Source organism: Streptomyces sp. CMB-StM0423, from assembly GCF_002847285.1.
Classification (GTDB): domain Bacteria; phylum Actinomycetota; class Actinomycetes; order Streptomycetales; family Streptomycetaceae; genus Streptomyces.
In genome coordinates this window covers 7,637,117-7,662,972 of sequence record NZ_CP025407.1, presented here as the reverse complement: position 1 = coordinate 7,662,972, position 25,856 = coordinate 7,637,117, and the positions used below count along the sequence as shown (strand labels likewise).

18 protein-coding genes and 1 pseudogene are annotated in these 25,856 nt (G+C 71.8%); 11 read left to right on the top strand and 8 right to left on the bottom strand.

The annotated features are described in order from the left end of the window. Nucleotides 1-10: 10 nt before the first annotated feature. Genes CXR04_RS33225 through CXR04_RS33215 form a run of 3 tightly spaced genes read right to left on the bottom strand, consistent with a single transcriptional unit; the run spans nucleotide 11 to nucleotide 9,754 of the window. Complete coding sequence (locus CXR04_RS33225) at nucleotides 11-4,576, bottom strand: condensation domain-containing protein (RefSeq protein WP_101425903.1); 4,566 nt, start codon at nucleotides 4,574-4,576, stop codon at nucleotides 11-13. Then, nucleotides 4,573-9,009 (bottom strand): non-ribosomal peptide synthetase, encoded by a 4,437-nt coding sequence (locus tag CXR04_RS33220; RefSeq protein ID WP_101425902.1) that lies wholly within the window; start codon nucleotides 9,007-9,009, stop codon nucleotides 4,573-4,575. The genes CXR04_RS33225 and CXR04_RS33220 overlap by 4 nt, the downstream gene beginning before the upstream one ends. Nucleotides 9,010-9,052: 43 nt before the next feature. Further along, nucleotides 9,053-9,754 (bottom strand): hypothetical protein, encoded by a 702-nt coding sequence (locus CXR04_RS33215; RefSeq protein WP_234380617.1) that lies wholly within the window; start codon nucleotides 9,752-9,754, stop codon nucleotides 9,053-9,055. An 827-nt stretch (nucleotides 9,755-10,581) separates the two neighbouring features. On the opposite strand from CXR04_RS33215, the gene CXR04_RS33210 reads away from it, so the two are divergent. The 4 genes from CXR04_RS33210 to CXR04_RS33195 are packed head-to-tail and all read left to right on the top strand — an operon-like array spanning nucleotide 10,582 to nucleotide 13,712. Then, nucleotides 10,582-10,848 (top strand): acetyl xylan esterase, encoded by a 267-nt coding sequence (locus CXR04_RS33210; protein WP_101425900.1) that lies wholly within the window; start codon nucleotides 10,582-10,584, stop codon nucleotides 10,846-10,848. After that, on the top strand, nucleotides 10,845-11,597 hold the full coding sequence (locus tag CXR04_RS33205; protein ID WP_101425899.1) for a hypothetical protein: 753 nt from the start codon (nucleotides 10,845-10,847) through the stop codon (nucleotides 11,595-11,597). Before CXR04_RS33210 ends, CXR04_RS33205 begins: the two co-directional genes overlap by 4 nt. A gap of 58 nt (nucleotides 11,598-11,655) precedes the next feature. Further along, nucleotides 11,656-12,504, top strand: coding sequence for a diiron oxygenase (locus tag CXR04_RS33200; protein ID WP_234380615.1), 849 nt, complete (start codon nucleotides 11,656-11,658; stop codon nucleotides 12,502-12,504). After that, complete coding sequence (locus tag CXR04_RS33195; protein WP_159072418.1) at nucleotides 12,501-13,712, top strand: cytochrome P450; 1,212 nt, start codon at nucleotides 12,501-12,503, stop codon at nucleotides 13,710-13,712. Before CXR04_RS33200 ends, CXR04_RS33195 begins: the two co-directional genes overlap by 4 nt. A gap of 11 nt (nucleotides 13,713-13,723) precedes the next feature. On the opposite strand, the gene rsgA is transcribed toward CXR04_RS33195, so the two are convergent. Together rsgA and CXR04_RS33185 are read right to left on the bottom strand one after the other, a co-directional pair. Further along, nucleotides 13,724-14,824 carry a ribosome small subunit-dependent GTPase A gene (gene rsgA, locus CXR04_RS33190; RefSeq protein WP_101425896.1) on the bottom strand — a complete coding sequence of 367 codons (1,101 nt, stop codon included), beginning with the start codon at nucleotides 14,822-14,824 and terminating at the stop codon, nucleotides 13,724-13,726. A gap of 202 nt (nucleotides 14,825-15,026) precedes the next feature. Beyond that, a complete protein-coding gene (locus tag CXR04_RS33185; RefSeq protein ID WP_199850581.1) occupies nucleotides 15,027-15,587 on the bottom strand; it encodes a GNAT family N-acetyltransferase in 561 nt (186 codons plus the stop codon). A 233-nt stretch (nucleotides 15,588-15,820) separates the two neighbouring features. On the opposite strand from CXR04_RS33185, the gene CXR04_RS33180 reads away from it, so the two are divergent. The 3 genes and pseudogenes from CXR04_RS33180 (at nucleotide 15,821) to CXR04_RS34650 (ending at nucleotide 17,434) form a co-directional block, all read left to right on the top strand. Beyond that, nucleotides 15,821-16,561 (top strand): class I SAM-dependent methyltransferase, encoded by a 741-nt coding sequence (locus CXR04_RS33180; RefSeq protein WP_101425894.1) that lies wholly within the window; start codon nucleotides 15,821-15,823, stop codon nucleotides 16,559-16,561. Nucleotides 16,562-16,611: 50 nt separating this feature from the next. Beyond that, nucleotides 16,612-16,771, top strand: a pseudogene (locus CXR04_RS33175) (transposase); the annotation flags it as partial. A 279-nt stretch (nucleotides 16,772-17,050) separates the two neighbouring features. Next, complete coding sequence (locus CXR04_RS34650) at nucleotides 17,051-17,434, top strand: MFS transporter (RefSeq protein ID WP_199850580.1); 384 nt, start codon at nucleotides 17,051-17,053, stop codon at nucleotides 17,432-17,434. Here CXR04_RS34650 and CXR04_RS33165 read toward each other — a convergent pair. Continuing rightward, a complete protein-coding gene (locus CXR04_RS33165) occupies nucleotides 17,422-18,171 on the bottom strand; it encodes a polysaccharide deacetylase family protein (protein ID WP_101425893.1) in 750 nt (249 codons plus the stop codon). The genes CXR04_RS34650 and CXR04_RS33165 overlap by 13 nt on opposite strands. Before the next feature lie 8 nt (nucleotides 18,172-18,179). Beyond that, the gene (locus CXR04_RS35000; protein ID WP_159072417.1) at nucleotides 18,180-18,440 is read right to left on the bottom strand and encodes a hypothetical protein; all 261 of its coding nucleotides are present in this window, start codon (nucleotides 18,438-18,440) and stop codon (nucleotides 18,180-18,182) included. Between the two features lie 190 nt (nucleotides 18,441-18,630). Between CXR04_RS35000 and CXR04_RS33160 the strand changes: the two genes are divergently transcribed. The 4 genes from CXR04_RS33160 to CXR04_RS33145 all read left to right on the top strand — a co-directional run bounded on the left by CXR04_RS33160 (nucleotide 18,631) and on the right by CXR04_RS33145 (nucleotide 24,484). Then, nucleotides 18,631-19,818, top strand: a complete 1,188-nt coding sequence (locus CXR04_RS33160; protein WP_101425892.1) for a sensor histidine kinase — start codon at nucleotides 18,631-18,633, stop codon at nucleotides 19,816-19,818. Further along, nucleotides 19,815-20,486 carry a response regulator transcription factor gene (locus CXR04_RS33155; RefSeq protein ID WP_101426731.1) on the top strand — a complete coding sequence of 224 codons (672 nt, stop codon included), beginning with the start codon at nucleotides 19,815-19,817 and terminating at the stop codon, nucleotides 20,484-20,486. Before CXR04_RS33160 ends, CXR04_RS33155 begins: the two co-directional genes overlap by 4 nt. A gap of 322 nt (nucleotides 20,487-20,808) precedes the next feature. Beyond that, complete coding sequence (locus tag CXR04_RS33150) at nucleotides 20,809-21,927, top strand: ROK family protein (protein ID WP_101425891.1); 1,119 nt, start codon at nucleotides 20,809-20,811, stop codon at nucleotides 21,925-21,927. 136 nt (nucleotides 21,928-22,063) lie between these two features. Beyond that, nucleotides 22,064-24,484 (top strand): Ig domain-containing protein, encoded by a 2,421-nt coding sequence (locus tag CXR04_RS33145; RefSeq protein WP_101425890.1) that lies wholly within the window; start codon nucleotides 22,064-22,066, stop codon nucleotides 24,482-24,484. A 150-nt stretch (nucleotides 24,485-24,634) separates the two neighbouring features. Here CXR04_RS33145 and CXR04_RS33140 read toward each other — a convergent pair whose 3' ends face one another. Further along, nucleotides 24,635-25,705, bottom strand: coding sequence for an enolase C-terminal domain-like protein (locus CXR04_RS33140; protein ID WP_101425889.1), 1,071 nt, complete (start codon nucleotides 25,703-25,705; stop codon nucleotides 24,635-24,637). Between the last annotated feature and the right edge of the window lie 151 nt (nucleotides 25,706-25,856).

Here is a 25,856-nt window from a genome sequence, read left to right as displayed (position 1 = left end):
GCGCTGTCTCCTAGGCACTGGTGGGAACTGTCGACCGGGATACGAAGTCCCATAGCCGCGACTTGGGGAAGAAACCGGTCTCGACGCAGTGGCCGATCACGACCCGCAGGAGGGCGAGGTCGGGTGCGGGGCACTTGAGGCCGGCCAGGGCCGCCGTCGTCATCCGGGTGTCGTGCGAGACCACGGTGCCGGCGGGCGCCGTGAACTGCCGGAGGAACGGCGCCGCCTCCGCGTCCGCCTCGTCGGCGCCCTCCCGGGTGAGCCAGTCGGCGACGCTCTGCGGGTCCGTGAGGATGGCCGGGTAGCCGAGGTCGCGCAGGATCCCGGTCAGCGCGGGCATGGTCAGCTGTTCGGGGTTGAGGACGTGGAACGTACGGCCGGAGTGGGACGCGTTGTCCGACAGCCGCAGCACGGCCGCCGCGGCGAAGTCCACCGGCGTGACGTTCATGGTGAAGCCCGGTGCGTCCGGCACCAGCCCGCAGCGCATGATGGCCCGCACCAACTGGTACAACAGGTTCGCCCTGGGGTCGGGGAGGAAGGTCCCCGACGTGCTGTCGCCGATCAGCCCGCCGACCCGGTGGACCGTCGCGTCGAGCCCGTTCTTGACGGCCGCGTGGATCACCTGTTCGGCTTCGAACTTGGAGCGCGAGTACGGGTTGTCGAAGTTCTCGCCGCGGTCGAAGTCCTCCTCGCGGACGGTGACCGCCCGGCCGTCGCCCGGTGCGGCGCCCACGGCGGACGCGGTCGACACGTGCGCCATGCGCCAACCGTGGGCCAGCGCCAGCTCGGCGAGGAGCCGGGTGGGCGCCACATTGGCGGCCCGCAGGTCCTCGATCCGGCCGAACATCTTCGACTCGGCCGCGGAGTGGACGACGGTCCCGATACCGGCGATCGAGGTGCCCAGCGTCTGGGCGGTCAGCTCACGCAGGTCGACTTCGACGACCGTGACCCTGCCGGGCACCTGGGGCAACACGTCCGGGGCGTAGCGCGCGACGGCCTCTTCGAGCCGGGTCGTCCCGCCGACGCCGTCGCGCGGCCGGACCGGGCAGACGACCGCGCCCCCGGGTTCGCGCAGGAGCGTGGCGAGCAGGTGCGCGCCGAGGTAGCCGGCCGCGCCGGTGAGCAGGACGTCCCCCCGGCCCGCCGGGGAGCCGGCGGACGAGGAGGCGGTCACGCGCTCCGCCGTCACTCGCTCCGCGGTGGCGGCGGTGGACCGGGCGGCGGGCTCCGGTTCCTTCTCCGGCTCGGTCTCGGCGGGCGCCGCTTCCGGTTCGGCCGCCGTACCGCCGCCGGCGAGCCGGTCGAGGTGGGCGGCGAAGGCCCCGACGGTGCGGTGGGCGAAGAAGTCCTGGATGGTGGCCTCGGGGAAGCGGTCCTGGATCTCGGCCAGGCACGCCAGGACCAGCATGGAGTGGCCGCCGGCGTCGAAGAAGTCGTCGGCTGCGCCGGCGATGTCCACGCCGAGCGTCTCCGACCACAGCCCGGCGACGTAGCGCTCCGTCTCCGTCATGGCCGTCTCCCCGGCTTCCTCTCCTTCCGGTTGCGGGTCCCCGGCCGGCCGGTCGCCGACCGGGCCGCCCGGCTCGGGGATGGCCGCCTCCGGCGCCGCGGCGAGGGCGGCGAGGAGCGCGTCGTAGTCGTCCGCGAGGCCGCGCACCGTCGACTCGTCGAACAGCGCGGGGTCGTATTCGAGGTCGAGACGCAGGCGTCCGTCGGCGGCGGGAGTCACGTACAGCGTGAGGTCGTACTTCGCGCCTAGCCCCGGCAGCTCTACGGGGCGGGCCTGCCGCCCGTCGAAGTCGGGCAGGGCGAACTGGTCCGGCATGGTGAACATGACCGAGAACAGCGGGGTCCTGTCCGGTTCCCGGCGCGGGTTGAGCGCGGCGACCAGCCGGTCGAACGGGAAGTCCGAGTGCCGGATCGCGTCGAGGACGGTGGTCTGCAGGTCCCGGGCGAGCGCGTCGAAGCCCTGTCCTGGCGTGATCCGCGCCCGGAGCACGAGGGTGTTCAGGAACGGGCCGAAGACACCCTGCGCGCGCTCGGACGTGCGCCCGGTGGCCGGCGTGGCGATCGACAGGTCGTCGGCGCCGCTGCGCACGCGCAGCAGGACCGCGTACGTCGCGAGCATCGTGCTGAAGAGGGTGACGTCGAGCCGCGCCGCCAGCTCCCGGGCCCGGGCGGACTGCCCGGCGCTCAGCGTCCACGTCCACTGCGCGCCCGAGCCCTCGCGCACCTTGGGCCGCGGCCGGTCCGTGGGGACCGGCACCAGGTCCGACGCCCCGTCGAGTTGCTCCAGCCAGTAGGCGCGGCCGGCCGAGTCGTCCGTGCCGGCGGCGAGCACGTCGTGGTACTGCACCGGTGCCGGCGCCGCCTGGCCGCGGAGCCCGGCGCGGTGCCGGCGGTAGTCCTCGGCGAGTTCGTCGACGAGGATGCCCATCGACGTCGCGTCACAGACCGCGTGGTGGGCGGTGAGCACGACAAGGCTCCGCTGCGGGCCGCGCACCAGCGTGCCGCGCAGCGCGGTGGCGGCCCCGAGGCACCGCACCGGCGGGTCGCTCATCTCGCGGGTCCACTCCCGGACGTCGGCGTCGTCGACGAGCGGGCGGCGGTCCGCCACGCCTGCCTCGACGACCTCCAGCGCGGCGCCCGGCTCGGGGCGGATCTCGGGTACGAACCGGCCGCCGTCCCGGGTGAACACGGTGCGCAGCGCGCTGTGGCGGACCTGGGCGTCGCGGAAGGCGGCGGCCATGGCCGCCTCGTCCACGCGACCGGGGACCTCGAACGCCAGCGTGACGTTGTGCTGGTTGGAGTCCGGCTGCATCAGGTCGATCATCAGCATGCCCTGCTGGACCGCCGACGCCTGGTACGTGGTGACCGGCTCGGCCGGCTCCGCGGCCGGCGCCGGCGCGGCGGCGGGCGGATGGGCTGCGGCGGCCGGCAGGAGGTTCGCCATCGCCTCGAACGTGCCCGCGTCGAGCAGGTCCGCCAGGCTGGGCGCGGTGCCCAGCCTGGCCTGGATCCGCTGCTGGAAGCGGAGCAGGGTCAGCGAGTCGCCGCCGCTCTGGAGGAAGCCGGTCTCCGGCTCCGGCGCGACGCCCAGCAGGTCGGTCCAGAGCGCGGCCAGCGCCTCGCGCGGCGGCAGGGCAGGTCCGGCCGGATCGAGCGCGGCGGCGGCAGCGGGTGCGGCCGGCGCGGCGGCGGGCTGCGTGGGGTCGGGACGTACGGAGTGCACGCGGCGGTTGAAGCCGTATCCCGGCAGGTGCCGGCGGCGCCCCGGGATGCCCCCGGTGAGGTCGGCGGGGGCTCCGTGGCACCACGCCTCGGCGGCGGCGCCGGCCACGGCCGCGGCGGCGTCCTGGTCACGGGCCAGTACGGGGACGAGCGCCGGCGGCGTCGGCAGCCGGCCGGCCAGGGGCAGCAGCGCCGGGTGCGGCCCGACCTCCATCAGCACGGTGGCCCGGTCGTCGGCGCAGGCGAGCGTAAGGGCGTCCCAGAAGCGGACAGGCTCGGTCAGGTGGTCGCGCCAGTAGCTCGCGTCGGGCGCCTGCGTCATCACGCCGTGCGAGCAACTGATCCACTGCGCCCCGGTGGGTGCCGACCACGTGACGAGTTCCGCCGCCGCGGCGAAGTCGTCAGCCATGGGCGCGAGTAGCCCGCTGTGGAACGCGTGGGAAGTGCGCAGCCGGCGGCACTTCAGCCCGGCGGCCTCCAGGCGCGTCTCCAGTCCGGCGACGGCGTCGGCGTCTCCGCTCAGCACCAGGTCGCGCGGGCTGTTGTGGACGGCGACGCACACGTCAGGGGTCTCGTCGGCCAGCGCGGCCACGGCGTCGGCACCCCACCCGTCCGCCGGGTCGGCGGCGGACCGGACCGCGAGCATCGCCCCCGGCCGGGTCCGCTCCGCCATGAGCACGCCGCGCCGCGCCACCAGCCTCAAGGCGTCCTCGTCCGAGACCGCCCCGGCCGCGGCGGCCGCGCAGAACTCGCCCACGCTGTGCCCGAACACGGTGTCCGGCGTGATGCCGTATCGGCGGAGCACGCGCAGCAGACCGAGTTGTACGGCGACGATGGCCGCCGCCGCGACGTCCGTACGGGCGAGGGCGTCGGCCAGCTCCGGCCTGAACATGCAGTCGAGCAGTCCGGTCGGCAGCTCGTCCCGGAGCAGTGCGTCGGCCTGGTCGAGCCAGGCGCGGAACTCGGGGTACGCCCGGTAGGCGCCGGCCGCCATGCCGGTGTACTGGCTGCCCTGGCCGGTGAAGACCAGGACGGTGCGGGGCGTGGCCGCGGGTGCGGCGCCGCGGCGGTTCGCCGGGCCGGTGCCGGGCTCGCGCAGGGCTCGTACCGCGGCGGCGGGATCGCCGGCCACGACGGCGAGGCGGTGCTCGAACCGTTCGCGGCCGTGCGCCAGCGTCGTCACCGTGTCGTCGAGGGACAGGTCCGGGCGGTCGTCCAGGAATGCGGCGAGAGCGTCGGCGGCGCTGCGGAGGGCCGTCTCGCTCCGGGCCGAGAGCGGGAGGACCCGGGGCAGCCGCGCCTCGTCGTCCTGCATGCCGTTCTCCGGCGGGTAGTCGTCGGTCACCGGCCGGCCTCCGCACGCTGAGTGATGGTTTCGTCCTGCTCGGTGAACTCCCTGAGCACGACGTGGGCGTTGGTGCCGCCGACGCCGAAGGAGCTCACCCCAGCGAGCCGTGCGCGGCCGGTGTCCTCCCACTGCTCGGTCTCCGTGAGCAGGCGGAGCCGGTCGCCCGAGGCGATCTCCTCGATCGGCTTGACCGAGTTGGCCGTCCCGGGCAGGACGCGGTCGCGGACCGCGTGCACCGCCTTGAGGAACCCGGCGATGCCGGCCGCCGTGTTGCAGTGCCCGATCGACGCCTTGACCGAGCTGATCGGCAGCGGCGCGTCCCGCTCGCCGACGGCTTCGGCCAGCGCCGTGGCCTCGACCGCGTCGCCCAGCCGGGTGCCGGTCCCGTGGGTCTCGACGAAGCCGAGGTCGCGGCCTTCGACTCTCGCCGACGCCAGGGCGCGCCGGATGACGGAGACCTGGCCGTCGAATCCCGGGGCCGCGTAGCCGGCCCGGGCGCGGCCGTCGTTGTTCACGGCCGAGCCGAGGACGACGGCGTGGACCGGGTCGCCGTCGCGGAGCGCGTCCGAGAGCCGGCGGAGCAGGACGACGCCCGCGCCGTCGCCGCCGACGGTGCCGGTGGCCCACTCGTCGAACGGCCGGCAGACGCCGTCGTCGGCGTAGATCATGCCGGGCTCGTGGACGTAGCCGCCGTCGGCGGGATCGAACACCGAGACGCCGCCGGCGAAGGCGTAGTCGCTCTCGCCCGACCGGAGGCTCGCGCAGGCCAGGTGGACGGCGACGAGGGACGTCGAGCAGGCGGTGTCGATCACGACGCTCTCGCCGCGCAGGTCGTGCCGGTAGGCGTAGCGCGAGGCGACGAACGCGGGTTGCGACAGGAACGCCGCGGTCAGGTCCTCGTCCAGGCCCGTGGCGGCGGCGGGCGCGGGCGTGTTCGCGCAGCCGACGTAGATGCTGGTGCGATCGCGCAGCCGGTCGAGCGTCACGGCCGCGTCCTCCATGGCCGCCCAGAGGCATTCGTGGAGCATCCCGTGCTGCGGGTCGGTGGCCCGCGCCTCGTCCGGGGTCAGGCCGAACAACTCGGCGTCGAACGCCCGCGGTTCGTCGAGCCGGCCCCACCGGGCGATATGGCGGCGGCCGCCGCCGACCTCGACGATCGCCGCGTCGGCGCCGGCCACACAGTCGCCGGACAGGTTCCGCCAGAAGGCGCGGACGTCGGCGGCGCCGGCGAAGCGGCCGGCGGTGCCGACGACGGCGATGGGCTCGCCGGCCGCCACGGCCGCCGGGGCCGCGGCGCCGTACGGTCCGTCGGCGGACGCCGCCGCCAGGAACTCCGCCTGCGCCCTGATGGACGGGAAGCGGAAGAGGTCCGCGATGCGGAGTTCCGCTCCGGCGTGCCGCTGGAGCGCCGACTGCAGCCGAGCGAGCAGCAGCGAGTGGCCGCCGGCATCGAAGAAGTTGACGTCGTCGCCGGGCGGAACGTCGTCGAGCACGTCACCCCAGGCGGCGCGCACCGCGTCCAGCGCGCGGGGGGTGACGGTCGCCCGCGCGGCGGCGGGCGGCGCGGCGCCGGCCTGGTCCGTCGCGTCTGCACCCAGCAGCGCCGGGGTCGGCAACTGCTTCGCGTCCACCTTGCCGTTGGCGTTGAGCGGGAGCGCGCCGACGGGCGCCCAGCGGGTCGGGATCGCGGCGGCGGGCAGGACCCGGGCCAGGCGGTCGCGCACCTGTGCCGGTGTGGCGCCGGGCTGGAGGACGACGTAGGCCGCGATCTCCTTCTCGCCGCGCGGGTTCCGCCAGCCGGCGGCGTGGGCCTCGCGGACGGCCTCGTCGGCGAGCAGCGCGGCGCGGACCTCGCCCAGCTCGATCCGCTGGCTGCGGATCTTCAGTTGGTCGTCCCTGCGTCCGATGAACTCCAGCTCGCCGTCCGGGAGCCGCCGTACGCGGTCGCCGGTGCGATAGAGGGTGGCTCCCGGCCGGTCGCCGAAAGGATCCGGTACGAAGCTCGCGGCCGTACGGCGTGGGTCGCCCAGGTAGCCGGCGGCCAGGCCCGTACCGCCGAGGAGCAGTTCACCGGGGGCGCCGACCGGGAGAAGGTCGAACGTGCCCTCACGCACCACGTACGCCTCGGTCCCAGGCACGCAGCGCCCGAGCGGGAGCGCCCGGCTGCCTTCGTCGACCCGGTCGACCGGCGCGAGGACGGAGGTGAAGGAGTTCTCCGTCGGCCCGTACGTGTGCACCAGCACACCCGGTCCGCACCAGGCGAGCGCCCGCGCCACATGCGGGACGGAGGCGACGTCGCCGCCAAGGGACAGCAGGGTGAGGGACTGCAGCAGCTCGGGTGCCTCGGTGACGAGGGAGTGGAAGACCGGGGTGGTGATGATCAGCGCCGTCACCCCGAACCGGTGGACGGCGTCGCGGAGTTCGACCGGGGCGAGCAGCAGGTCCCGGTCGAGGACGACGAGCCGCGCACCGTGGGTCAGCGCGCCCCAGACCTCGAACGTGGCGCCGTCGAAGTTCAGCGGGCACACCTGCGCCACCCGGTCGTTCTCGTCGATCCGCAGCCGGCCGTCGTGGTGCATCAGCCGGGCGACGCCGCGGTGCGGGAGCAGGACGCCCTTCGGACGCCCGGTGGAGCCGGACGTGTAGAGCACGTTGAACAGGGTGTCCGGGGTCAGCGTCACGTCCGGCGGCTCGTCACCCCCGGCTTCGGCTTCGGTGCACACCTCCGCCAGGGTGTGCGCCGCACAGCCGAGGCGGTCGGCACCGTCGGCCAGCTCGGCCGTGGTGAGGATGCGGTGCATGCCCGAGTCATCGATGATGCCGGCGAGCCGGGCGGCGGGGTGGCCGGGGTCCATGGGCACGTACGCCTTGCCGGCCAGGGTGATCCCGAGGAAGGCGACGACGGCGTCCGAGCCGCCGGGCATGAGTACGCCGACGGTCGGGGCCGGCTCGTCGCCGTCCGCCGCCAGCAGCCAGTTCGCCACGCGCGAGGCGGCGGCGACCAGTTGGGCGTAGGTCAGTTCCTCCTCGCCGTGGACGACGGCGATCCGGTCGGGGTGGGCCCTCGCCATGTCGAGGACCAGGTGCGGCGGCGGCACCGAGACCTCGGCGGGGGTCTCGTTCCGGGAGGCCGTCGCGGTGGTGTCGCCGTCGGCTTCGCGCAACAGGTCGGCCAGCGCGGCGTCGGGCTCCGCGGCCGCGGCCGTCAGCAGCCCGTGCCACTGCGCGAGCACGGCGCGGACGGTCGTCGGGCGGTAGACGGCGGCGTCGTACTCCAGCTCCAGGATCAGCCGGTCGGGGCCTTCGAGAACCGCCGCCGAGAGGTCGTACTTGACGGCCCCGAGGTCGATGTCCAGACGGGACACCTCGGTCTCCGGCAGCACGCGCGCAGGCCGGGGCTCGCTCTCGTGGGCGTACAGGCTGCGGAAGGCCGGGTAGCGGCGGCCCTGCGCGGCTAATGCGGCGCGCAGGGCGCCGGTGTCGACCGCGGACTGCTCGAACGACTCCAGCACCTGGAGGTGGAGCGAGGCCAGATGGTCGCTCCAGGGTGTCGCGGGGGCGAAGGACGTACGGACCGGCAGCACCCGGCTCAGCATGCCGAGCGTGTGGTGGGTGCCGGGATCGACGCGGGCGCTGAAGGGCGTGGCCAGCAGCCCCTCGTCCAGGCCGCTCCACTGGTGCAGCACCACCGACCAGCCGGCGAGGCCCACGGTGGACATCGACACCCGGTCCCGCTCGACCATCCCCCGCAGGGCGGCGAGTTCCGCACCGTCGACGACCACTTCCTCGCGGGCCGCGCGCGACTGCCGCGCCCCCCGGACGAAGTCCGGAACCGGCTCCAGCGTCTCCGGGTCGGAGCCGAGCAGGTCCAGCCAGTAGCCGACGGCGTCGGGGTCCGCGGGGGCGGCCGGCGTCTCCTCTCCCGTGCCGGCGGGCGCCGGGGAGGTGCCGTCGACCGCCGCGTCGTAGAGCGCCAGGAAGTCTTCGACGGCCAGTTCGACGGACCAGCCGTCCATGACCAGGTGGTGCACGGTGAGGACCAGTACCGCGCCCCCGGGGTGCAGCAGCAGGTCGGCCCGTGCGACGCCGGCGGAACCTATGGGGATCGGCCGCCGGCCGACCTGCGCGGCCCATGCGGCCCGCGCTCTTCTGTCCCACTCCTCCGGGATACGGACCACGCGCAGCGAGGGCTCGACGGCGTCGGGGATCGTCTGGCGCAGTTGCCCGGAATCGTCGAGGTGGAACGACGAACGCAGGGCGGGGTGCCGGTCGAACAGGCCGTGCAGCGCCGCCCGGATCGCGCCCTCGTCCGGCCGGGCGTGGAAGTCGAGGGCGGTCGGGACGTTGTAGCGCGGGGACTCGAGGTCCTGGCCGGCGGCCAGCCACAGGTCGAGCTGCTCGGATGTGGCGATCCGGGTGGCGTCGCTCATGTCCAGGATCCTGACGGCCGCGGTGCTGCTCTGTGGTGTGCCATCAGTTCGCGCCCTCCGCGGCCAGGCGGGAGGTCCGCTGGTACGTCTCGTCCACGGCCCGCCAGAGGCCGGGGAAGAGCGAGTGCTCGGCCAGGCGCTCCAGCCCGCTGATCGGCGCACCGCGCATGCTCAGCGGCTCGGCGGGGGTCGCGGACCCGTCGCCGGGCCGGGCCGCCGGGTGGCCTCCGATGAGGCTGCGGACCAGGCGCAGGTGGAGCTGGTTCCACTCCATGGTCTTGCAGTCGAGCAGGTGTATGCCGTTGCGGACCTCCGCGAGGACGGCCAGCCGCTCGCCGGGGGCCGGCGCCTCCAGCCGGCCCAGTTCCTCGATCAGGTCGCGATGGCCGACGCCGTGCCGCTCCAGCGCGGCTTCGAACGCGCGCCACACGGCCGTGCAGACGCGGCGCAGGTTACGGCGGCCGGGCGAGTCGAGGCCGGTGGACTCGGGCATCAGCACGTCGCGCATGCTCAGGAAGCTGGCCTGCGAGAAGGACTCCTGGAGTAACCGCACGGTCTGCACGGGGAATTCCCCGAGCCCGACGGTCCGGTTGAGCAGCCGGCCGGCGAGGACGAAGTCGTCCTCGTCCAGGGCATTACAGACGCGGCAGAGTTCGTGGTGCATGGAACACCACGAGTATTCGCTGATCAGGTGGACCATCTGGAACATCCGGTGGTCCGGGTTCAGGAGCTTGGCCTGGGGCACGAGTGCCTGTAAGGCTAACGTGATGCCGATTTCGGCTTCGTAGTCGCTGTCCCGGTCGTACTCGAATCGAAGGAGACGGTCCGGTTCTTCCGGGTTGAGCACCGCCCGTGCCTCGCCGGGTCTCCCGGTTTCACCGCGCGCAACAGCCACCAGCGATCGCCCTCCCCCGTTTGCCGAGACAAGCTGGCCGGAGGAAGCGTATGCCAATCTCTGCCACAGGTGAAGGCCCGGCCTCGTTTACGCACCTTACAGGCGCCCCGGAACTCCTTCGACGCATCGATGCTTTCACATGCAATCAGCGCCCCGGCGTGCGGGACTTGCAGGTCAGACGGGTCGCGGACGCCCCGATCCCGGTTGCGGACCGGCGGGCGTACACCGGTCGGGCCGGGATGCATGACCTCCAAACGGAACAAACACCGGCGTCGCTTCCACACCGGTCGATAATTTCCGCACAACCGACTCGGGCAGGTCACATGAAAGCGAAACCGGTGGCTCCGCCCCCGGTTCTCGCCCACTCCGGCAAGGCTTCGGCCGTCGCGTACTCCGGGCTGCGAACAAGCAGGTCAGCGCAGCACCCGCACGGGGCCACGCGGTATCTGCCCAAAATCGCCGTCAACTGGGGGCCTTCACCTGCAGCGGAGATTGGCATAGGCTCCGTCCCACCATCGGGGGAGGGGAGATCTCCGAAGCGCTGTTGCGCGCACTGAAACCGGAAGATCCGGCGGCGAGCCCGCGGCAGGAGCCGGGACGCGCGCCTTCCGGTCCGATCGGGTACGTTGACTATTTCCGCTGCCCACAAGGCACTCCAGGCAAGGATTTACCAGTCAATGAGCAATGGCAACGGGGAAGCCCAGATCCGCGAAGTGCTGTCGACGTTCCACCCGGAACTCGTGAACATTCCGGCCGACGTGGACTTAATCGATTCCCGGCTGATCAACTCGCTGGCATTCATCACGTTCATGCAGAACCTGATCGACGCCACGGGCCGTGAGCCCGACCTCGACTCGGTCCCGATCGGCAAGCTCCGTACCATCGAAGGGCTTACGGAGATCTTCTTCGGCTCGGACGCGCCCTCGGCGCAGGTGGCGGAATGACGCCCGGGCAGGCGGTCACCGCCGGACGGGGGCTGGGCTCGCTGTCCGCCGAGGAATTCCGGATCCTCGAGTCCGTGGACGCGCTGGCGCTGGAGTGGGCGGCGCGGATCGGCGCGCCCGCCGAGCGGCACGCCGAGCTGCTGACCGTCGCGGACCTGTCCCGCATCGACTACTTCGACAGCTTCCCGCAGCTCGCGCACCGCGTCACGCCCTGGCTGGACAATCCCGGCGACGACGATCTCGTACTCACCTCCGCGTCCTGCTACGGCGCCTACTTCTCCCGTGCCGGGTCCACCGTCGGGGACCGGACGCTGCTCACCGTGCGGCAGACGTGCCGCCGGCGGGAACGCGAGTATACGCCGCTGCGCCGGCAGCGGGAGTTCCAGATGCGCGAAGTGGTGATGATCGGCGGCCAGGCCGAGGTCCGGGCGTTCCTGGACGAGGGCCGGGAGGCGATCAGCGACATCGCCGCGTCGCTCGGCACCAGCGGTGACTTCCTGATCGCCACCGATCCGTTCTTCAAGAAGGACGACGAGCGGCTGCTCCACCAGAAGCTGTTCCCGACGAAGCAGGAGTTCACAGATGCGAGCGGCCTGGCCATCGCCTCCGTGAACTCGCACCGGAACTTCTTCGGTGAGCGCTGCGACATCAGGCTCGCAGACGGGACGCACGCCTTCACCGGCTGCATCGCCTTCGGTCTGGAACGCTGGGTCGACGCGCTGATCCGCAGTCGGCACGAGTCGGCGTAGGCAAGAGGACAGGAGTCACATGACCACCACGACCGAATCGTCGGACCGTTTCTCCGCAGTGCTCGAGCGGCTGACCGAGAAGTCCGTCACCGACCACTACAACCCGTACACCCATTTCGACTGGCCGGACTCCCTGCCGGAGAACGCCTACTGGATGTCACCATCGCTGCTCAGCATCCACGGCACCGAACTCGAGAACGAGTTGACCGAGTCGCAGAAGATGACGCTCAGCAAGTGGGAGAGCATCAACTTCTACAGCATGAACGTGCACGGCATCCGTGAGCTTCTCAACGAGGTCATCGACCGGATCCACACCCGCGGGTTCGAGGAGACGTCCGAGTTCTTCCACCACTTCATCGGCGAAGAGAACGAGCACATGTGGTTCTTCGCCGAGTTCTGTCTGCGCTACGGCGGAAAGCTCTACTCGACGCTCCGGATCAAGGGCGAGTCGGAGAAGGAGACCGACCTCGCCAACTTCCTGGTGTTCAGCCGGATCCTGATTTTCGAGGAGCTGGTGGACCACTACAACATGACCATGGCGGGCGACGCACTGCTCCACGAGACCATCCGCGAGATCAACCGGGTCCACCACCGTGACGAGTCCCGGCACATCGCGTTCGGCCGCGAACTGGTGAGCATGCTCTATGAGCGTGCCCGTCCGTCGATGACGGAAGAGCAGCGGGGCGAGGTCGAGTCCTACCTCAAGGACTACATAGCCGTGATCCTGAATTCCTTCTGCAGCTCCGTCGTCTATCGCGACGCCGGGCTCGGCGACATGCCGGGGCTTCGCACCCGGGTGCTCGCCCACCCCGGACGCAAGGAAGCGGTGCGGCGTGCGGTGCGTAAGCCGATGGGTTTCTTCGTCAAGCAGGGTATTTTCTCGGACAACACAATTCCCGGGCTGTGACCGCTTCGCGCGAGAGGACGGCGGTGCCGTTCAGCGAGATCCGGGACCGGCTCGGCGAACGGCACGCCCCGGCGGAGGTCGCCCTCGCCGAACTCGAGGCCGACCCCAACCCGGTGCTGCGACGCCTGCGGGAGGAGAGCCCGGTGGCGGTGTGCACCGAACTCGAAGCGCTGCTCGCGCTGCGCTGGGCCGACGTGCAGACGGTGGTCTCCACCGCGGAGTTGTTCCGCTCGGACCAGCCGGACAGCTATCTGACCCGGTTCGTCGGGCCCAACATGCTCCACAGCGAGGGGCAGGAGCACCGCGCCGCACGGTCGGCGATGCTGCCCGCGTTCCGGGCCGCCGACCCCCGGATGCCGGCCGAGGTCGCGGGGCGTTACGCGGAGTTGCGCGGGTCGTATGCGGACGGCACGCCGTGCGACCTCGCGGCCGAGTTCTGCGTCCCGCTGGTCGCCCGGGCCACCATCGACCTGCTCGGCTGCGAGGACACCGTGACGCCGGCGCAGATGGACCGCTGGGGCCCGCTGGTGAGCGAGGGCGCCTTCGACTTCCGCGAGTTCGGCACCCCCCGGGACGACGTCGACGGTGTCCGCGCCGAGATCCTGTCGATGGTCGCGGAGTACGTCGCGGGCAGGCGGCGTGCGCGCCCGGACACGGTGCTGGGCTGTATGGCGAAAGCGTCGAGTTCGCAGGACGAGACGCGCCGGATGGTCGAGTTCATGATCATCGGGGCGGACGCGGGGCCACGGGAAGGGCTGAGTACAGTGCTGGCGTGCGTGCTCACCGCGGACGGCGAAATGCGCCGGCGGCTGGCAGCATCGCCGGCCCTGCGCCAGAGCTTCGTGGACGAGGCGTTGCGCTGGGAGTCGCCGATCGGCGGCATCACCCGCGAGGCGCGGGTCGGCACCGAACTCTCGGGCGTCGCGATCGAGGCCGGTACCCGGGTCATCGGGGTGCTGCCCAGCGCGAACCGGGACCCGCGGCGCTGGCCGGACGGCGACGCCTTCGTACCGGACCGCGGCGACCGGGCGCATCTGTCGTTCGGGGCCGGCGCACACGGCTGCATAGGCGCCGCGCTGAGCCGCCGGCTCGCGGACGCGATGGTCCTGGCCGTGGCGTCGGACCCGGCCGTGCGGCCGTACGCCGTCCCCGAGTACCGCGGCTGGTGGTACCGCGGGCCGTCGGCCGTACTCGCGTCCTGGAACTGACCCCGGGGCTCTCAGGGGCGCGGTTTGCCCGACTCCGCCTTCATGAGCTTCCACCGGTGCTTCCCCTGGCGCGCCCGCTCGGCGGCGAGCCGGGCGTCGGAGCGAGCCGCGATCCTCTCGTTCTCGCGTAGCAGTTTGTTGTAGCTCACCAGGCGCCGCGCGGGGAGCAGCCCGTCCTCGATGGCGGCCTTCACCGCGCACTGCGGTTCCGCGTCGTGCGCGCAGTCGTGGTACCGGCATTCGGCGGCGAGCGCTTCGACGTCCGCGAACGTCCGCTCCAGCCCGTCGCCGCCGTACAGGCCGACGCTGCGCAGCCCCGGCGTGTCGATGATGACGCCGCCCGGGACCGCGATCAGCTCGCGGGCCGTCGTGGTGTGACGGCCCTTCTCGTCCCGTTCCCGGGTCTCCCCCACGGCCATCACCTCGGCCCCGGCCAGGGCGTTGGTCAGGGTCGACTTCCCGGCGCCGGACGGGCCGATCAGCGCGGTCGTGCCGGGCAGGCACGCGCGGAGCAGGTCCATGCCCTCCCCGCTCACCGCGCTGACGACAAGGACCGTCACACCGGGCGCCGCGGCCTGCACGTCGTCGGCGTGGCTCCGGTCGCGGGCGACGTCGGCCTTGGTCAGCACGACGACCGGCTGCGCCCCGCTCTCCCAGGCCAGCGCCAGACAGCGCTCGATACGCCCGAGGTCCGGCTTCGCGGCGAGCGAGGACGCGATCAGCACGGCGTCGACGTTGACGGCGAGCGCCTGCCCGTCCGACGCGGACCCGGCACTGTTCCGGACGAGCGCGGTGCTGCGCGGCAGGAGTGCGGCGAGCGCGACCGGGCCCCGCGAACCGGGATCGACCGCGGCCCAGTCGCCGGTGCAGGGGCAGTTGACCGGGTCGGGGTCCAGCACGGGCGCCGTCTCAGCTCGGACGGTATGTACCCCGGCGCCGGAGGGGTCCGGAACGACGACGTCGCAGCGGCCGAGATCGACCCGCGCCACGCGCCCCGGGACGAGCCCGGCTGCGGCGAACGGGGCGAAGTCCGCCTCTCGTTCCCCGGTCCAGCCGTAGGCGGCGAGCGGGTGGCCGGTCCCCTGCGGGGCGTAGTTCTGGTGCGATGTCACGCGTGGGCCTTTCCGGGCGGATACGGCGACGAGCCGGTCTCAGGCGGGCGCACTTGCTCGGGTTTCGCAGCGAGCAAGAGTAGTGCAGGCGGCAGCCGGTGTGGGCTGATCGGCCGCGGCTCCCCCGAAAGCCCTGCGGGCGAGCGCGGTGCGCAGGCTGCCTGCGCGCTCCGGGAAGTGGCAGACCGAGTCGACACTCCCCTCAAATGTCCTGACCGGCGGCCCAGTCGGCACGGCACAGCTCGTACTCGACCTCGCCGTGCTCGCTGCCCGGAAGCGGGTCGTCGAAGTCCAGATGGAAGGTCCTCACGTACTTCAGGCCAACCCGCTCCATGACTCGGCGGGAGGCCGTGTTGACCGCCATGGTCTGCGCCCACACACGCTGGACGCCGAGCTCGGTGAACCCCATGCGGATCAACGCGCGGGCTCCTTCCGTGGCGTAGCCCCGGCCCCAGACCGACGCCTTGAACCGGTATCCGAGCTCCACGTGCTCGACGCTGCCGTCCCGGGGCGGCTGCAGACTCAGCCATCCCACGAACTCCCCGGAGGAGCGCTCGATGGCGGCCCATCGCCCCGCCGGCCCCAGACGGTAGTCCCGCAGGATCTTCGGCAGCACCTCGTCCTCGATCTGGGCACGCGCCGTAGGTTCACCGGTCAGGAAGCGCATCACTTCGGGATCGCTGTCCAGCTCGACCAGAATGTCCACCTCAGCCTCGGTGAAACGGCGCAGCACCAGCCGCTCCGTCTCCAGGACCACATCCACCAACGACCTTCTCCCCCGCAGGAAACACCGGGCCGCCATACTGCGCGACCGGCCGATCCGCAGTCCAAGGCATTCTGGTCCCTTTGTGGGTCCGATCGCTGTCCGATCCACCGGACATACCCCGGGGCTCGTCCGGCGGATCACGGGCCGAGCCGGGGCCGAACCGAGGCGGGGGCCGGCCAGTGCCCTCATCGTGTTTGACCGCCCCCGGCAGGCAGTGCTGGAGTCGGCACGTGGACAGCATCCCCGCCAACCGGCGGCTCTGGAACCAGATCAGCAGCGCCTACCAGCACAAGCACGACCCGCGAATCGGCGCCACACCCCGGCTGTGGGGCATGTACTCCATCCCCGACGCGCACCTGCACGCCCTCGGCGATGTCACCGGCAAGCGCGTCCTCGAACTCGGCTGCGGCGCCGGCCAGTGGTCCAGGGCGCTCGCCGCCGAGGGCGCCACCGTGGTCGGGCTCGACCTGTCCGAGGCCCAGCTCGCCGCAGCCACCCGCACGATGGGAGCAGCCCGCTACCCGCTGGTGCAAGGCGCCGCCGAACGACTCCCCTTCGCCGCCGACAGCTTCGACCTGGTGTTCTGCGACTTCGGTGGGCTCAGTTGGGCGCCCCCGCACCTGGCCGTCCCGGAGGCCGCGCGCGTCCTGGACCGAGGCGGGCGTCTGGTGTTCAACGTCGCCAGCCCATGGTTCGAAGCTTGCTACGACGAAGCCGCCGGCCGCGTGACCACGACGCTGCAGCAGGACTACTTCGGGCTGAACACCATCGCCGAAGACGACGGCGCGACCAGCTATCAGCTCACCTACGGCGACTGGGTCAAGGTCCTGCGCGGCGCGGGTCTCATCGTCGACGACCTCATCGAGCCGCGGCCCGAAGCCGGAACACCCAACGGCTACAACGAAACCGACCCACCCGACTGGGCACACCGCTGGCCGGCGGAACTGCTCTGGGTAACCCACAAACCGTAAGTCCGCCGCCCCGAGACGTGAAGTCATCCCCTCGCCCGGCGGGCCCAGGCCGTGTCCTGCGCGAGCGCTACGGCCCGGGGAAAAGCGGTCTACGAACGCTTCCGCCGTTGGTCGGCCGACGGCACCTGGGACCGGCTGCCAGCCCACGTCCAGCAGCACTCGGATGCCGTCGGTGCGATCGACCGGAGTGTGGTGGGCGTGGATTCCAGCCGGCAGCCCACGGACTGCACCGGGCGGATCCCCTCCGGACCTGGACAGACATCTCGTCCCACGGGGAGGTGAGCAAGGCAGCCTGGTGGGTGACGCCGCCGGAGAAGGAGGTCGGGATGCCGGTGCAAGACGGTTTCGAAGGAGCTGCCACGCGAGAAGCTCGTCAGGAACCAACTGCGCGAGCTGCTCACCGAGTACGGAAAGATCGACTACCTCTGGTTCGACGGCTGGGGCTGGCAGGTCCCGTACTCGCAGATCCCCTACCAGCCGGTCAGGGACATGATCCACGAGCTTTCGCCCCAGACGGTGGTCGCCAACAACGTCGCCTACGACCTACTACCGCAAGCGCGATCGCGGATCAGCACCGTCTACGGCACCGCCATGTTCCTCGGAGGCGCGATCGGATCCGCAATCGGCTCCCTCGCCTACGACCACTTCGGGTGGACGGGCGCCACCACGACAGCGGCGACGTTGTCCATCGGCGGACTCCTCGGCACGCTCGGCACCCGCCGACCCGAGAAGCAGCACCTGCCCCGGCAGCAGAACGCCGTGCGGACCGGAGTTCGCAGCCGATTTGGATGTGCGGCAACGGACAGCTTCGTCAGCCCGTGGCTGTCGGCGCAGGTGCGCCGCAGTCTGGGCGGCGGCGCTCACGGCCGGTAGACCTTGCCCGGTTGGGGGCGGGCGGGGGACATCAGTTGGGAGACGGTCACGAAGGTGAAGCCGCGGGCGCGGAGGTCGCGGATGATGTCCGGTACGGCGGGGATCGTGCCTGCGTAGCGCTCGTGCAGGAGGATGATGCCGTCGCGGCCGGTCTGGTCGAGGACGCGCTGCTTGATGAGGGCGGTGTCGGTGGTGGCGTAGTCCTTGGCGGTGACGCTCCAGAGGATCTGGGCCAGGCCGAGGTCCTTGAGGACCTTCGACACTTTGTCATTGGTGGTGCCCTGCGGCGGGCGCATCAGGACGGGCGCCTTGCCCGTCACCTTTTCGATGTCCTTCTGGACGGGCAAGACCTCGGCGCGTATCTGATCGTCGTTCAGCGCGGTCAGGTCTTTGTGGGACCAGGTGTGGTTTGCTATTTCGTGCCCTTCGGCCGCCATGCGGCGGATGGTCTGCGGATATTTCTCCGTGTGGCCTTTTCCTTGCAGGAAGAAAGTCGCGGGCACCTTTTCCTTTTTGAGGATGTCGAGGAGATCGGGTGTCGGGGCGCTCGGGCCACCGTCGAATGTAAGGGCTACGCACGTGGCCGTGGTGCAGTCGACGGGGCCTCGGGGTTTGTGGTCCTCCGCCGCCGCGGCACGGGCGTCGGCGGGGGAGGTGACGCCGGTGAGGGTGCTGCAGGCGGCGAGGCCGGCGGCCAGGATCGCGGCCGCCGTGGCGGCGTGTGCGGTGCGGCGCATGGGGGCGGTCACCTGTCCGCGGTGTCGACGGTGGGACACAGGGGGCGCAGGCTGCGGCGGAGCGCGGTTCCGGAGGCGACCACGCCGACGAGGATCAGCAGCATCCGACCCACGGCCGGTCCGTGGAATGCCTCCCGGAACAGCACGGGCGACGACGGCAGGTCCGTCAGGCGGGCGGCTAACGGCAGGCCGTCCGCCCCGGCCGGCACACCGATCACGAGGGCGCCGGCGGTGAGAATCGGCCGTAGGCCGACGGGAGAACTCTTCAAGGGTGTTTCCTTTCGCGCTGAAAAACGCTGCTGGAAACACGTTAGGAATGGCGGCGGGGTTCTTTCTTCGGCGGAAAGTAGGTGCCGAAAGGATGACTCCCGGAGAATCTCTATACTTTGGTATAGAAGTGAGTGCGGTGAACACCCCGTCAAGGCAGTCGACCGTTTCGACGCCGTACGATAGCTCGCTATGGAATGGGGAAAGATCGCACGGCACCGACGGCTGCTCGACGCCGCCGTCGCGGCGGGAAGCGCGGCGCTGTGCATGACGGTCGGCTTCGCGCAGTCGAGTGGCGTGTCGGTCTATCCGCGACTCGTCGATGTCGCCGCCCCCACGCTGTTGTGGCTGGGGAGCCCGCTGCCGCCGGCCCTGGCGGCGCTCTACGCGGCGGTGCCGTGGGCAGGCTGCGCGCTGCTGATGTGGCGCCGGAGGCGGCCGGTCGCGATCTGCGTGGTCCTGGTCGTCGCGGCGACAGCCACTCCGCTCGCGCCTGCCGCGCTGGTCGCCCTGTTCACCGTCGCCTCAATGTGCTCGGCGCGGACCACAGCAGCCGTCACGGCACTCGCCCTGATCCCGGTGCCGCTCTACCTGGTGCTGGACCCCTTCCTCACGGCAGCCGTACTCGCCGCCGCTGTGACCGGTGGTGTCCTGGTCGGGGCCGCGGTCGGGTGGGGCCTGTTCCTTCGCGGGCTGCACGAGCGCGGGGAGCAGCTACGCGCACGGGCCGCCTGGCGGGCAGAGCAGATCCGTCAGCGCGAGCGCGAGGCGCTGGCGCGGGAGATGCACGATGTGCTCGCCCACCGGTTGTCCCTGCTGAGCGTGCACGCCGGCGCCCTGGAGTTGAACCGTGAGGCATCCCCGGCCCAGGTCGCACAGGCCGCAGGGGTCATCCGGTCCAGCGCGCACCAGGCGATGGAGGATCTGCAGAAGATCCTCGGCGTGCTGCGCACCCCCTTGCAGCCCGACGGCAGCGATCCCGAGCCGCCGCAGCCCGCCCTCGGTGACCTGACGCGGCTGCTCGACGAGTCCCGGAGCGCCGGGATGCGTGTCGACGTGGATCAGGACATCGCCGAGCCGGGGGCGGTCCCGGCCACGATCGGCCGCACGGTCTACCGGATCGTGCAGGAAGCCCTCACCAACGCCCACAAGCACGCACCCGGACAGGCCGTCCACATCCATCTGCACGGCACTCCGGGAACAGGACTGGATATAGCGATCATGAATGACTTGTCCGACTCCGGCAGCGCTCGTCTCCCGGGGAGCGGGTCGGGGCTCTCCGGCCTGCGGGAGCGCGCCGCACTGGTCGGTGGCAGCCTCAGCTACGGCCGGACGGAGCGGACTCATGAGGTCCGGGCGCACCTGCCGTGGCCCGCATGATCCGGGTCCTCCTGGTCGACGACGATGCTCTGGTGCGCGCCGGTCTGCAACTGATGCTCGCCTCCGCGAAGGACATAGACGTCGTCGCCGAAGCGGGCGACGGCAGCGAGGTCGACGCACTGGTCAACCGTCACCGTCCCGACCTGGTCCTGATGGACATCCGGATGCCGGGCATGGACGGCCTGGAAGCAACCAGGCTGCTGCGAAACCGCCCGGACGCCCCCGAGATCGTCATGCTGACCACCTTCACCAGCGACGACTATGTCCTGCGTGCACTTCAGGCCGGCGCCGCCGGGTTCCTCCTCAAACACACCCGCCCCGACCGGATCATCGACGCCGTCCGGCAGGCCGCCGCGGGTGAGCCCGTCATGTCCTCCGAAGCCCTCAGCCAGCTCATCGACACCGTCACGACCAACAACCCCGAACCCACAGCGCCCGCCGGCACCCTGTCAGCGGCCGAGGCCCGACGCCGCCTGGAGGCACTCGGCTCCCGCGAACACGAAGTCGCCCTCGCCGTCAGCCAGGGCCGCACCAACGCCGATATCGCCGCCACGCTCTACATGAGCGTCCCCACCGTCAAGTCCCACATCTCCCACATCCTGGCCAAGCTCGATCTCAACAACCGCGTTCAGATCGCTCTGCTCGTCTACCGCGCGGGCCTGACCTGACCACCGGTCGCGTGGGCGGCGCACTTCTTTCCTGTCTCTGTGATGTCCGGGCAGTCCCGGAGATCGCCGGGCATGCCACAGGCGGTCGGAGGCGGATCCACGATGTGGCTTCCCAGCGGAGCCCGCCCCGACGGCACCGAAGTGGCGAAGGTCCGGACCGGGTTCGGGTGGGTCGAGGGTGAGCCGAAGTGCCTCGATAGGAGCCTGGCCCGGGTTTCCTTGTCGGCGGGGACGTGGATCGCCTCGTTCACCTACGCCCCTCGGCCAGGCAAAATACTTCTGGTTGCTTCACAAATAACTGCGCTTCTAAGGAAAGCCGAACATGATCACCACCGGAGGCGATCCCTCACTGCTGCGCCGGGTGAACCAGGCCGCCGTCCTGCGTGCGCTGTACGCCGCGGACGCGCTGACCCTCACCGAGTTGGTGAAGGCCACCGCGGTGGCCCGCAACACCGTGGAGAACGCGCTGGCCGGCCTCGTCGAGCAGCAGTGGGTGGCGGAGGTGGCCCCGGCGGCCGAGGGGCCGCGCCAGGTGGGCCGCCCTGCCAAGCGATACCGCTTCCGCGGCGAAGCCGGTTGTGTCCTGGGGCTCGACATCGGCGTCCACAAGATCCTTGCGATCGTGGCCGATCTGCGCGGCAACGTCCTCGCCCTGCACCGTACGGCCGTGGGGCCGGCCCACTCCCCCGTCGAACGCATCGCCGCCGCCCGCTCGCTGGCCCGTCGCACCCTGCGCTCGGCTGCCCAGGGTGTAACCGACGTACGCGCCACGGGAGTCGCCACCACCGGTGTGGTCTCCGCGACCGGCACGGTCACCGTCAGCGGGCGGATGCCGGAGTGGGCGGGCACCGATCTGGCCGCGGCCTTCGCGAAGACCTTCGGCGTGCCGGTCGCGGTGGGCAACGACTCCTCGCTGGCCGCGGTGGGCGAACAGTGGCGGGGGGTGGCCAGCGGCCACCAGGACGTGATCTACATCCACGTCGGTCACCGCATCGCCGCGGGCGTGCTCCTCAACGGCCGGCTGCGCGCCGGGCACCACGGCGCCGCGGGCGAGATCGGCGTGCTCCGCGGCTCCGGCTGGCACACCGCGCCCGGCCGTCTGCTCGCCCACGGAGATTCAGCGGAAGCCCTGTTCGAAGCCGTACGCGCCGGCGACGACCGCGCCGAGCGGACCCTGGCCGGCTTCACCGGCGACCTCGCGCAGGGCGTGGCGGCCATGGTCCTGACGGTCGACCCGGAGCTCGTCGTCGTCGGCGGCGGTCTCTCGCGCGCCGGCGAACTGCTTCTCGCGCCCCTGCGGAGCCGCCTCGCCGAGCTGTGTCTCTTCCCGGTCGAGGTGGCCGCCTCCACGCTCGGCGACGAGGCCGCAGCGCTCGGCGGCGTACGGCTTGCACTCGACGCGGTGGAGCGGGAGTTGTTCCGCCTGCCGGGCACCACCTGACACCGGACTCCGCCCGCCCGGTCCGCTCCCACCCTTGACGGGGCACCGACATCCGTAATTAATTCTAGAAGAGTAAGAAATATTTGCCGGATGTGACCTGACGCCATGCCGCGGTCCGCGGCGGGAGAGGACACCCATGCCCCTCAGACATCGACGCCCCTGGCGCGCCTCCGTGGCAGTCGGCGCGCTGGCCCTCGGGCTCACCGCAACCGGCCTGCCGGCAAGCGGCGTCGAGCCCGCCGTCGGCGCGGCCTCCGCGCTGTCCGGGACGGCCCGGCCCGGCGAAGCGGCGACGGTACGGCTCGACGCCGGCTACCTCGTCGTCGGGATGGACGCGACGGGCACCGTCACCTCCCTCACCGACGCCCGGACCGGCACGGACCACCTCGCGACCGGCAAGTCGGCGCCGCTGGTGAGTCTCGTCGTCGACGGGCGGCAGATACCGCCCACCGAGGTCGTACGCAGCCGCACCCGGCCCGGCGTGCTCACGTTCGCCAACCGCGAGGCCGGCTACGAGATCGACGTACGCGCAGCCGGCCGCGGCACCTACACCACCCTCACGGCGACCCGGGTCGCCGCCCCCGACGGCGCCGAGGTACAGACGCTGCTGTGGGGACCGGTGGCCACAGACATCACGCAGACGGTGGGCGAGACGGTCGGCGTGGTGCGCGACGACGAATTCGCCATCGGGCTACGGCCCCTGACGGACCGTACCGAGGGCGCTTGGCCACAGGAGTACCAGGACTTCGGCTGGGAGTCCGAGGTCGCGGACAACCCCTCCGACCTGCAGGTCGCCTCGCACGAGGAGTGGAGCGCCGCGGGCCGGACGCCCTGGGGCTCGGTGCTGCGCGCTTTCACCTACGACTACACCGAGGAGCGCGTGCGTCAGTCGCGCACCGGTCACCACATCCCCGTCGGGCCGCTGCCCGGGGGCGAGGGGAGGATCGCCGGCTCGGAGATCGCGCTGTTCGGGTCGGCACCCGAGCTCGCCCCGACCGTGCTGTCCGAAATCGCCGCGGGTGAGAAGCTGCCGTATCCGACACAGGACGGGCAGTGGCAGAAGGCGGCGCAGGCGTCCAGCCAGTCCTTCCTGGTGCTGGGCGACCTCCGGACGGGCAACATCCCCACCGCCGCACGCCACGCCAGGGCCGCCGGCATCGACTACCTCTACTCGCTTCCGAACGCCGTGGGGCCGTGGCAGTCCACCGGGCACTACGGGTTCGACGCCAGCCTCGGCGGCAGCGACGCGGGCGCCAGGGAGGCCGTCGAGCTGGCCGCGGACCACGGAGTACGCCTCGGCGTCCACACCATCTCCGACTTCATCGGCACCGACGACCCCTACGTCACCCCTTCCCCGGCCGACGACCGGCTGGCCCTCACCCGAAGCGCGCCGCTCACCCGGCCCGCCGCCGCCACCGACACCACGCTCCACCTGGCGTCCGACGCGCCGCTGGAGGGCGGCATGTACGGGAAGGTGCTGCGCCTCGGCGACGAGTTCGTGTCGTACGAGAACGCCCGGCAGACCGGCGCGGAGTGGGAGGTGACCGGGGTGCGCCGGGCCCGGTGGGGCTCGGTCGCGGCTCCCCATGCGGCGCGGGACCGGGCGAGCCGGGTCGCGGTCAACAGCTACGGCGGCCCGATCGGCGGGGAGGGCATCATCCGGGAGATCGCCTCGCGCCTGGCGACCGCCTGGAACAGCACGGGGATCATGTCCAACTCCTATGACGGCGTCGAGTCGGCATCCGAGTCCGGCTGGGGCAACTACGGCCAGGCGCTGCTCGTCAACGGCACGTACGAGCAGAACGGGACCGGGGACGGCTTCATCACCGAGACCAGCCGGATGACGTCCAACACCTGGGACGCACTGACCCGCGCCAGTTGGGGCGAGGTCGGCGTCACCAGCATGGACCAGGTGTTCATCAACAACGAGTTCTACCGCGCCAACTTCCTGCCCGGCATGCTCGGCTGGATCAGCCTGTCCGGCTCGGAGGACCTGCTGAGCATCGAAGGCAAGCTCGCGCGCGGCGCCGGCCTCAACGCGGGCGTCGGCTTTCAGTCCTCCGTGGCCAGCCTCGACGGCGGCGGCGAGAACACGGCGCGGGTCCTCGATGCGATCAAGCAATGGGAGACGGCACGCAATCTCGGCGCCTTCACCGGGGCGCAGCGCGAGCAACTGCGGGACAGGACCACCCAGTGGCACCTGAGCGTCGTCGAGGCGGACCGCGAGTGGTCGCTGCAGCAACTCGACGCCGGCGGTGCGCCGATCGGTGACCCGCAGCGTGTGGTGGCACCGCGTCCGCGGCTGACGGCCGACGAGTTGCCCGGGGCGGCGCTCGGCGGGCTGTACGAGACGAAGGTCGCGACGAACACACCGGCGACGGTGCGATTCGAGGTGACCGCCGGCGCCCTCCCCCACGGCCTGACGCTCAACCGGGACACCGGCGGCATCACCGGGACACCGGAGGAGAAGGGGACGGCCGCGTTCACGGTCACGGCTCACCAGACGGGCGGCCTGCCCGTCGCCACCGAGCGCTACCGCATCCGCGTCACGCGCTGACCCCGGCCGGCAGCGAGCGGGCGGCGGCCGTCCCGGCCGTTGCCCGCGCCGGCCGGCCCCACCGGGTCCGGTCACCGGCCGCGGCGAAGCCGGGTGTGCGCTCTCGCCCCTCGTGGAAACGGGCCGTCCCCCCGGCGCGCCGCCCCCGGTTCAGGCCCGGGGGCACGCGACTCCGCCCGACCAGCCCTCCTGGTCGTACCCGATGCCGGGCGCGGTCGGCGCCCGAAGGAGTCCGTCGGGTCCGACCGACGGTTCGCGTACCACGGGATTCGTGTAGACGAAGGACTCGTAGTACGTCGCGTTGGAGATGGCCATGCACAGGTGGGCGTTGACGATCCCGGCACCGTGGACCTCGGCTCTGAGCAGGAAGCTGTCGGCGAGGTGGGCCACGCGCATGGCACCGGTGATGCCCGCCTTGTACTGCGCACTGGTCCGCACCCGCCCCGCCGCGCCGGACGTGATGAAGTCGGCGGCGTTCATGTGGGCGCCGTCCGAGGTCTCGGCGACGAGCAGGGGGACGCCGACGCGCTCGGCGAGCCGGCGGTACGCGGTGACGCTGAACTCCCGCATCGGCTCCTCGTACCAGGTGTATCCGGCCTCCGACAGGGCCTCGCCGAGATAAACGGCGTCCGCGAGGTCGAACGCAGCGGAGCCGTCGTACATCAGCGGGACCTCGTCGCCGACGTGGTCCCGAAGCTCGTGGCACAGCCTGGCGTCGGCCCGTACGTCACCCCAGGCGTGCAGCTTGATCGCGGCGAAGCCGGCCTCCACGCACTGGTCCGCGACGTCGAGGTACTCCGCCGTGCTGGCGAAGGTCACCGTGCTCGCGTAGGCGGGTATGGCTTCGCGGTACGTGCCGAGCAGTGTGTGGACGGGGAGTCCGGCGGCCTTGCCCGCGAGGTCCCACAGCGCGACGTCGACGAGCCCGAGGGCGTAGATCGGAAACTCCTCGATGCGGTCCAGCTCCCACAGCCGGTGCCACAGGAACTCGCGATGGGAGGGATCGCGGCCCACCAGGTCCTCCCGGATACGGCGTTCGACCAGGTCGGCGAGGATGGTCCCGCGCCGGGTGTGGGCCTCGCCGCTGATCCCGTCGTCCGTACGGATGCGCAGGATCCCGCCCACGGCGGGGCCTTCCGCCCCGGGCAGGCCCGTGCGCCACCGGAAGTCCGGCTGGGCAGGCAGGTCGACCAGTTCCACGGTCACGTCGGTGATACGCATCGCTCGCTCGCCCCTCGCGTAGGAAGACATGGGCCGGCTGCCGCATCCGCCTGCGGCCGCTCGATACCGGCGCGGCACCTTCGGTGGGGGCACAACAGACGGCGTCGACTGTGGACGGGCGTCCGCCCTCCACGCCTCAGTCCTGCGCGGT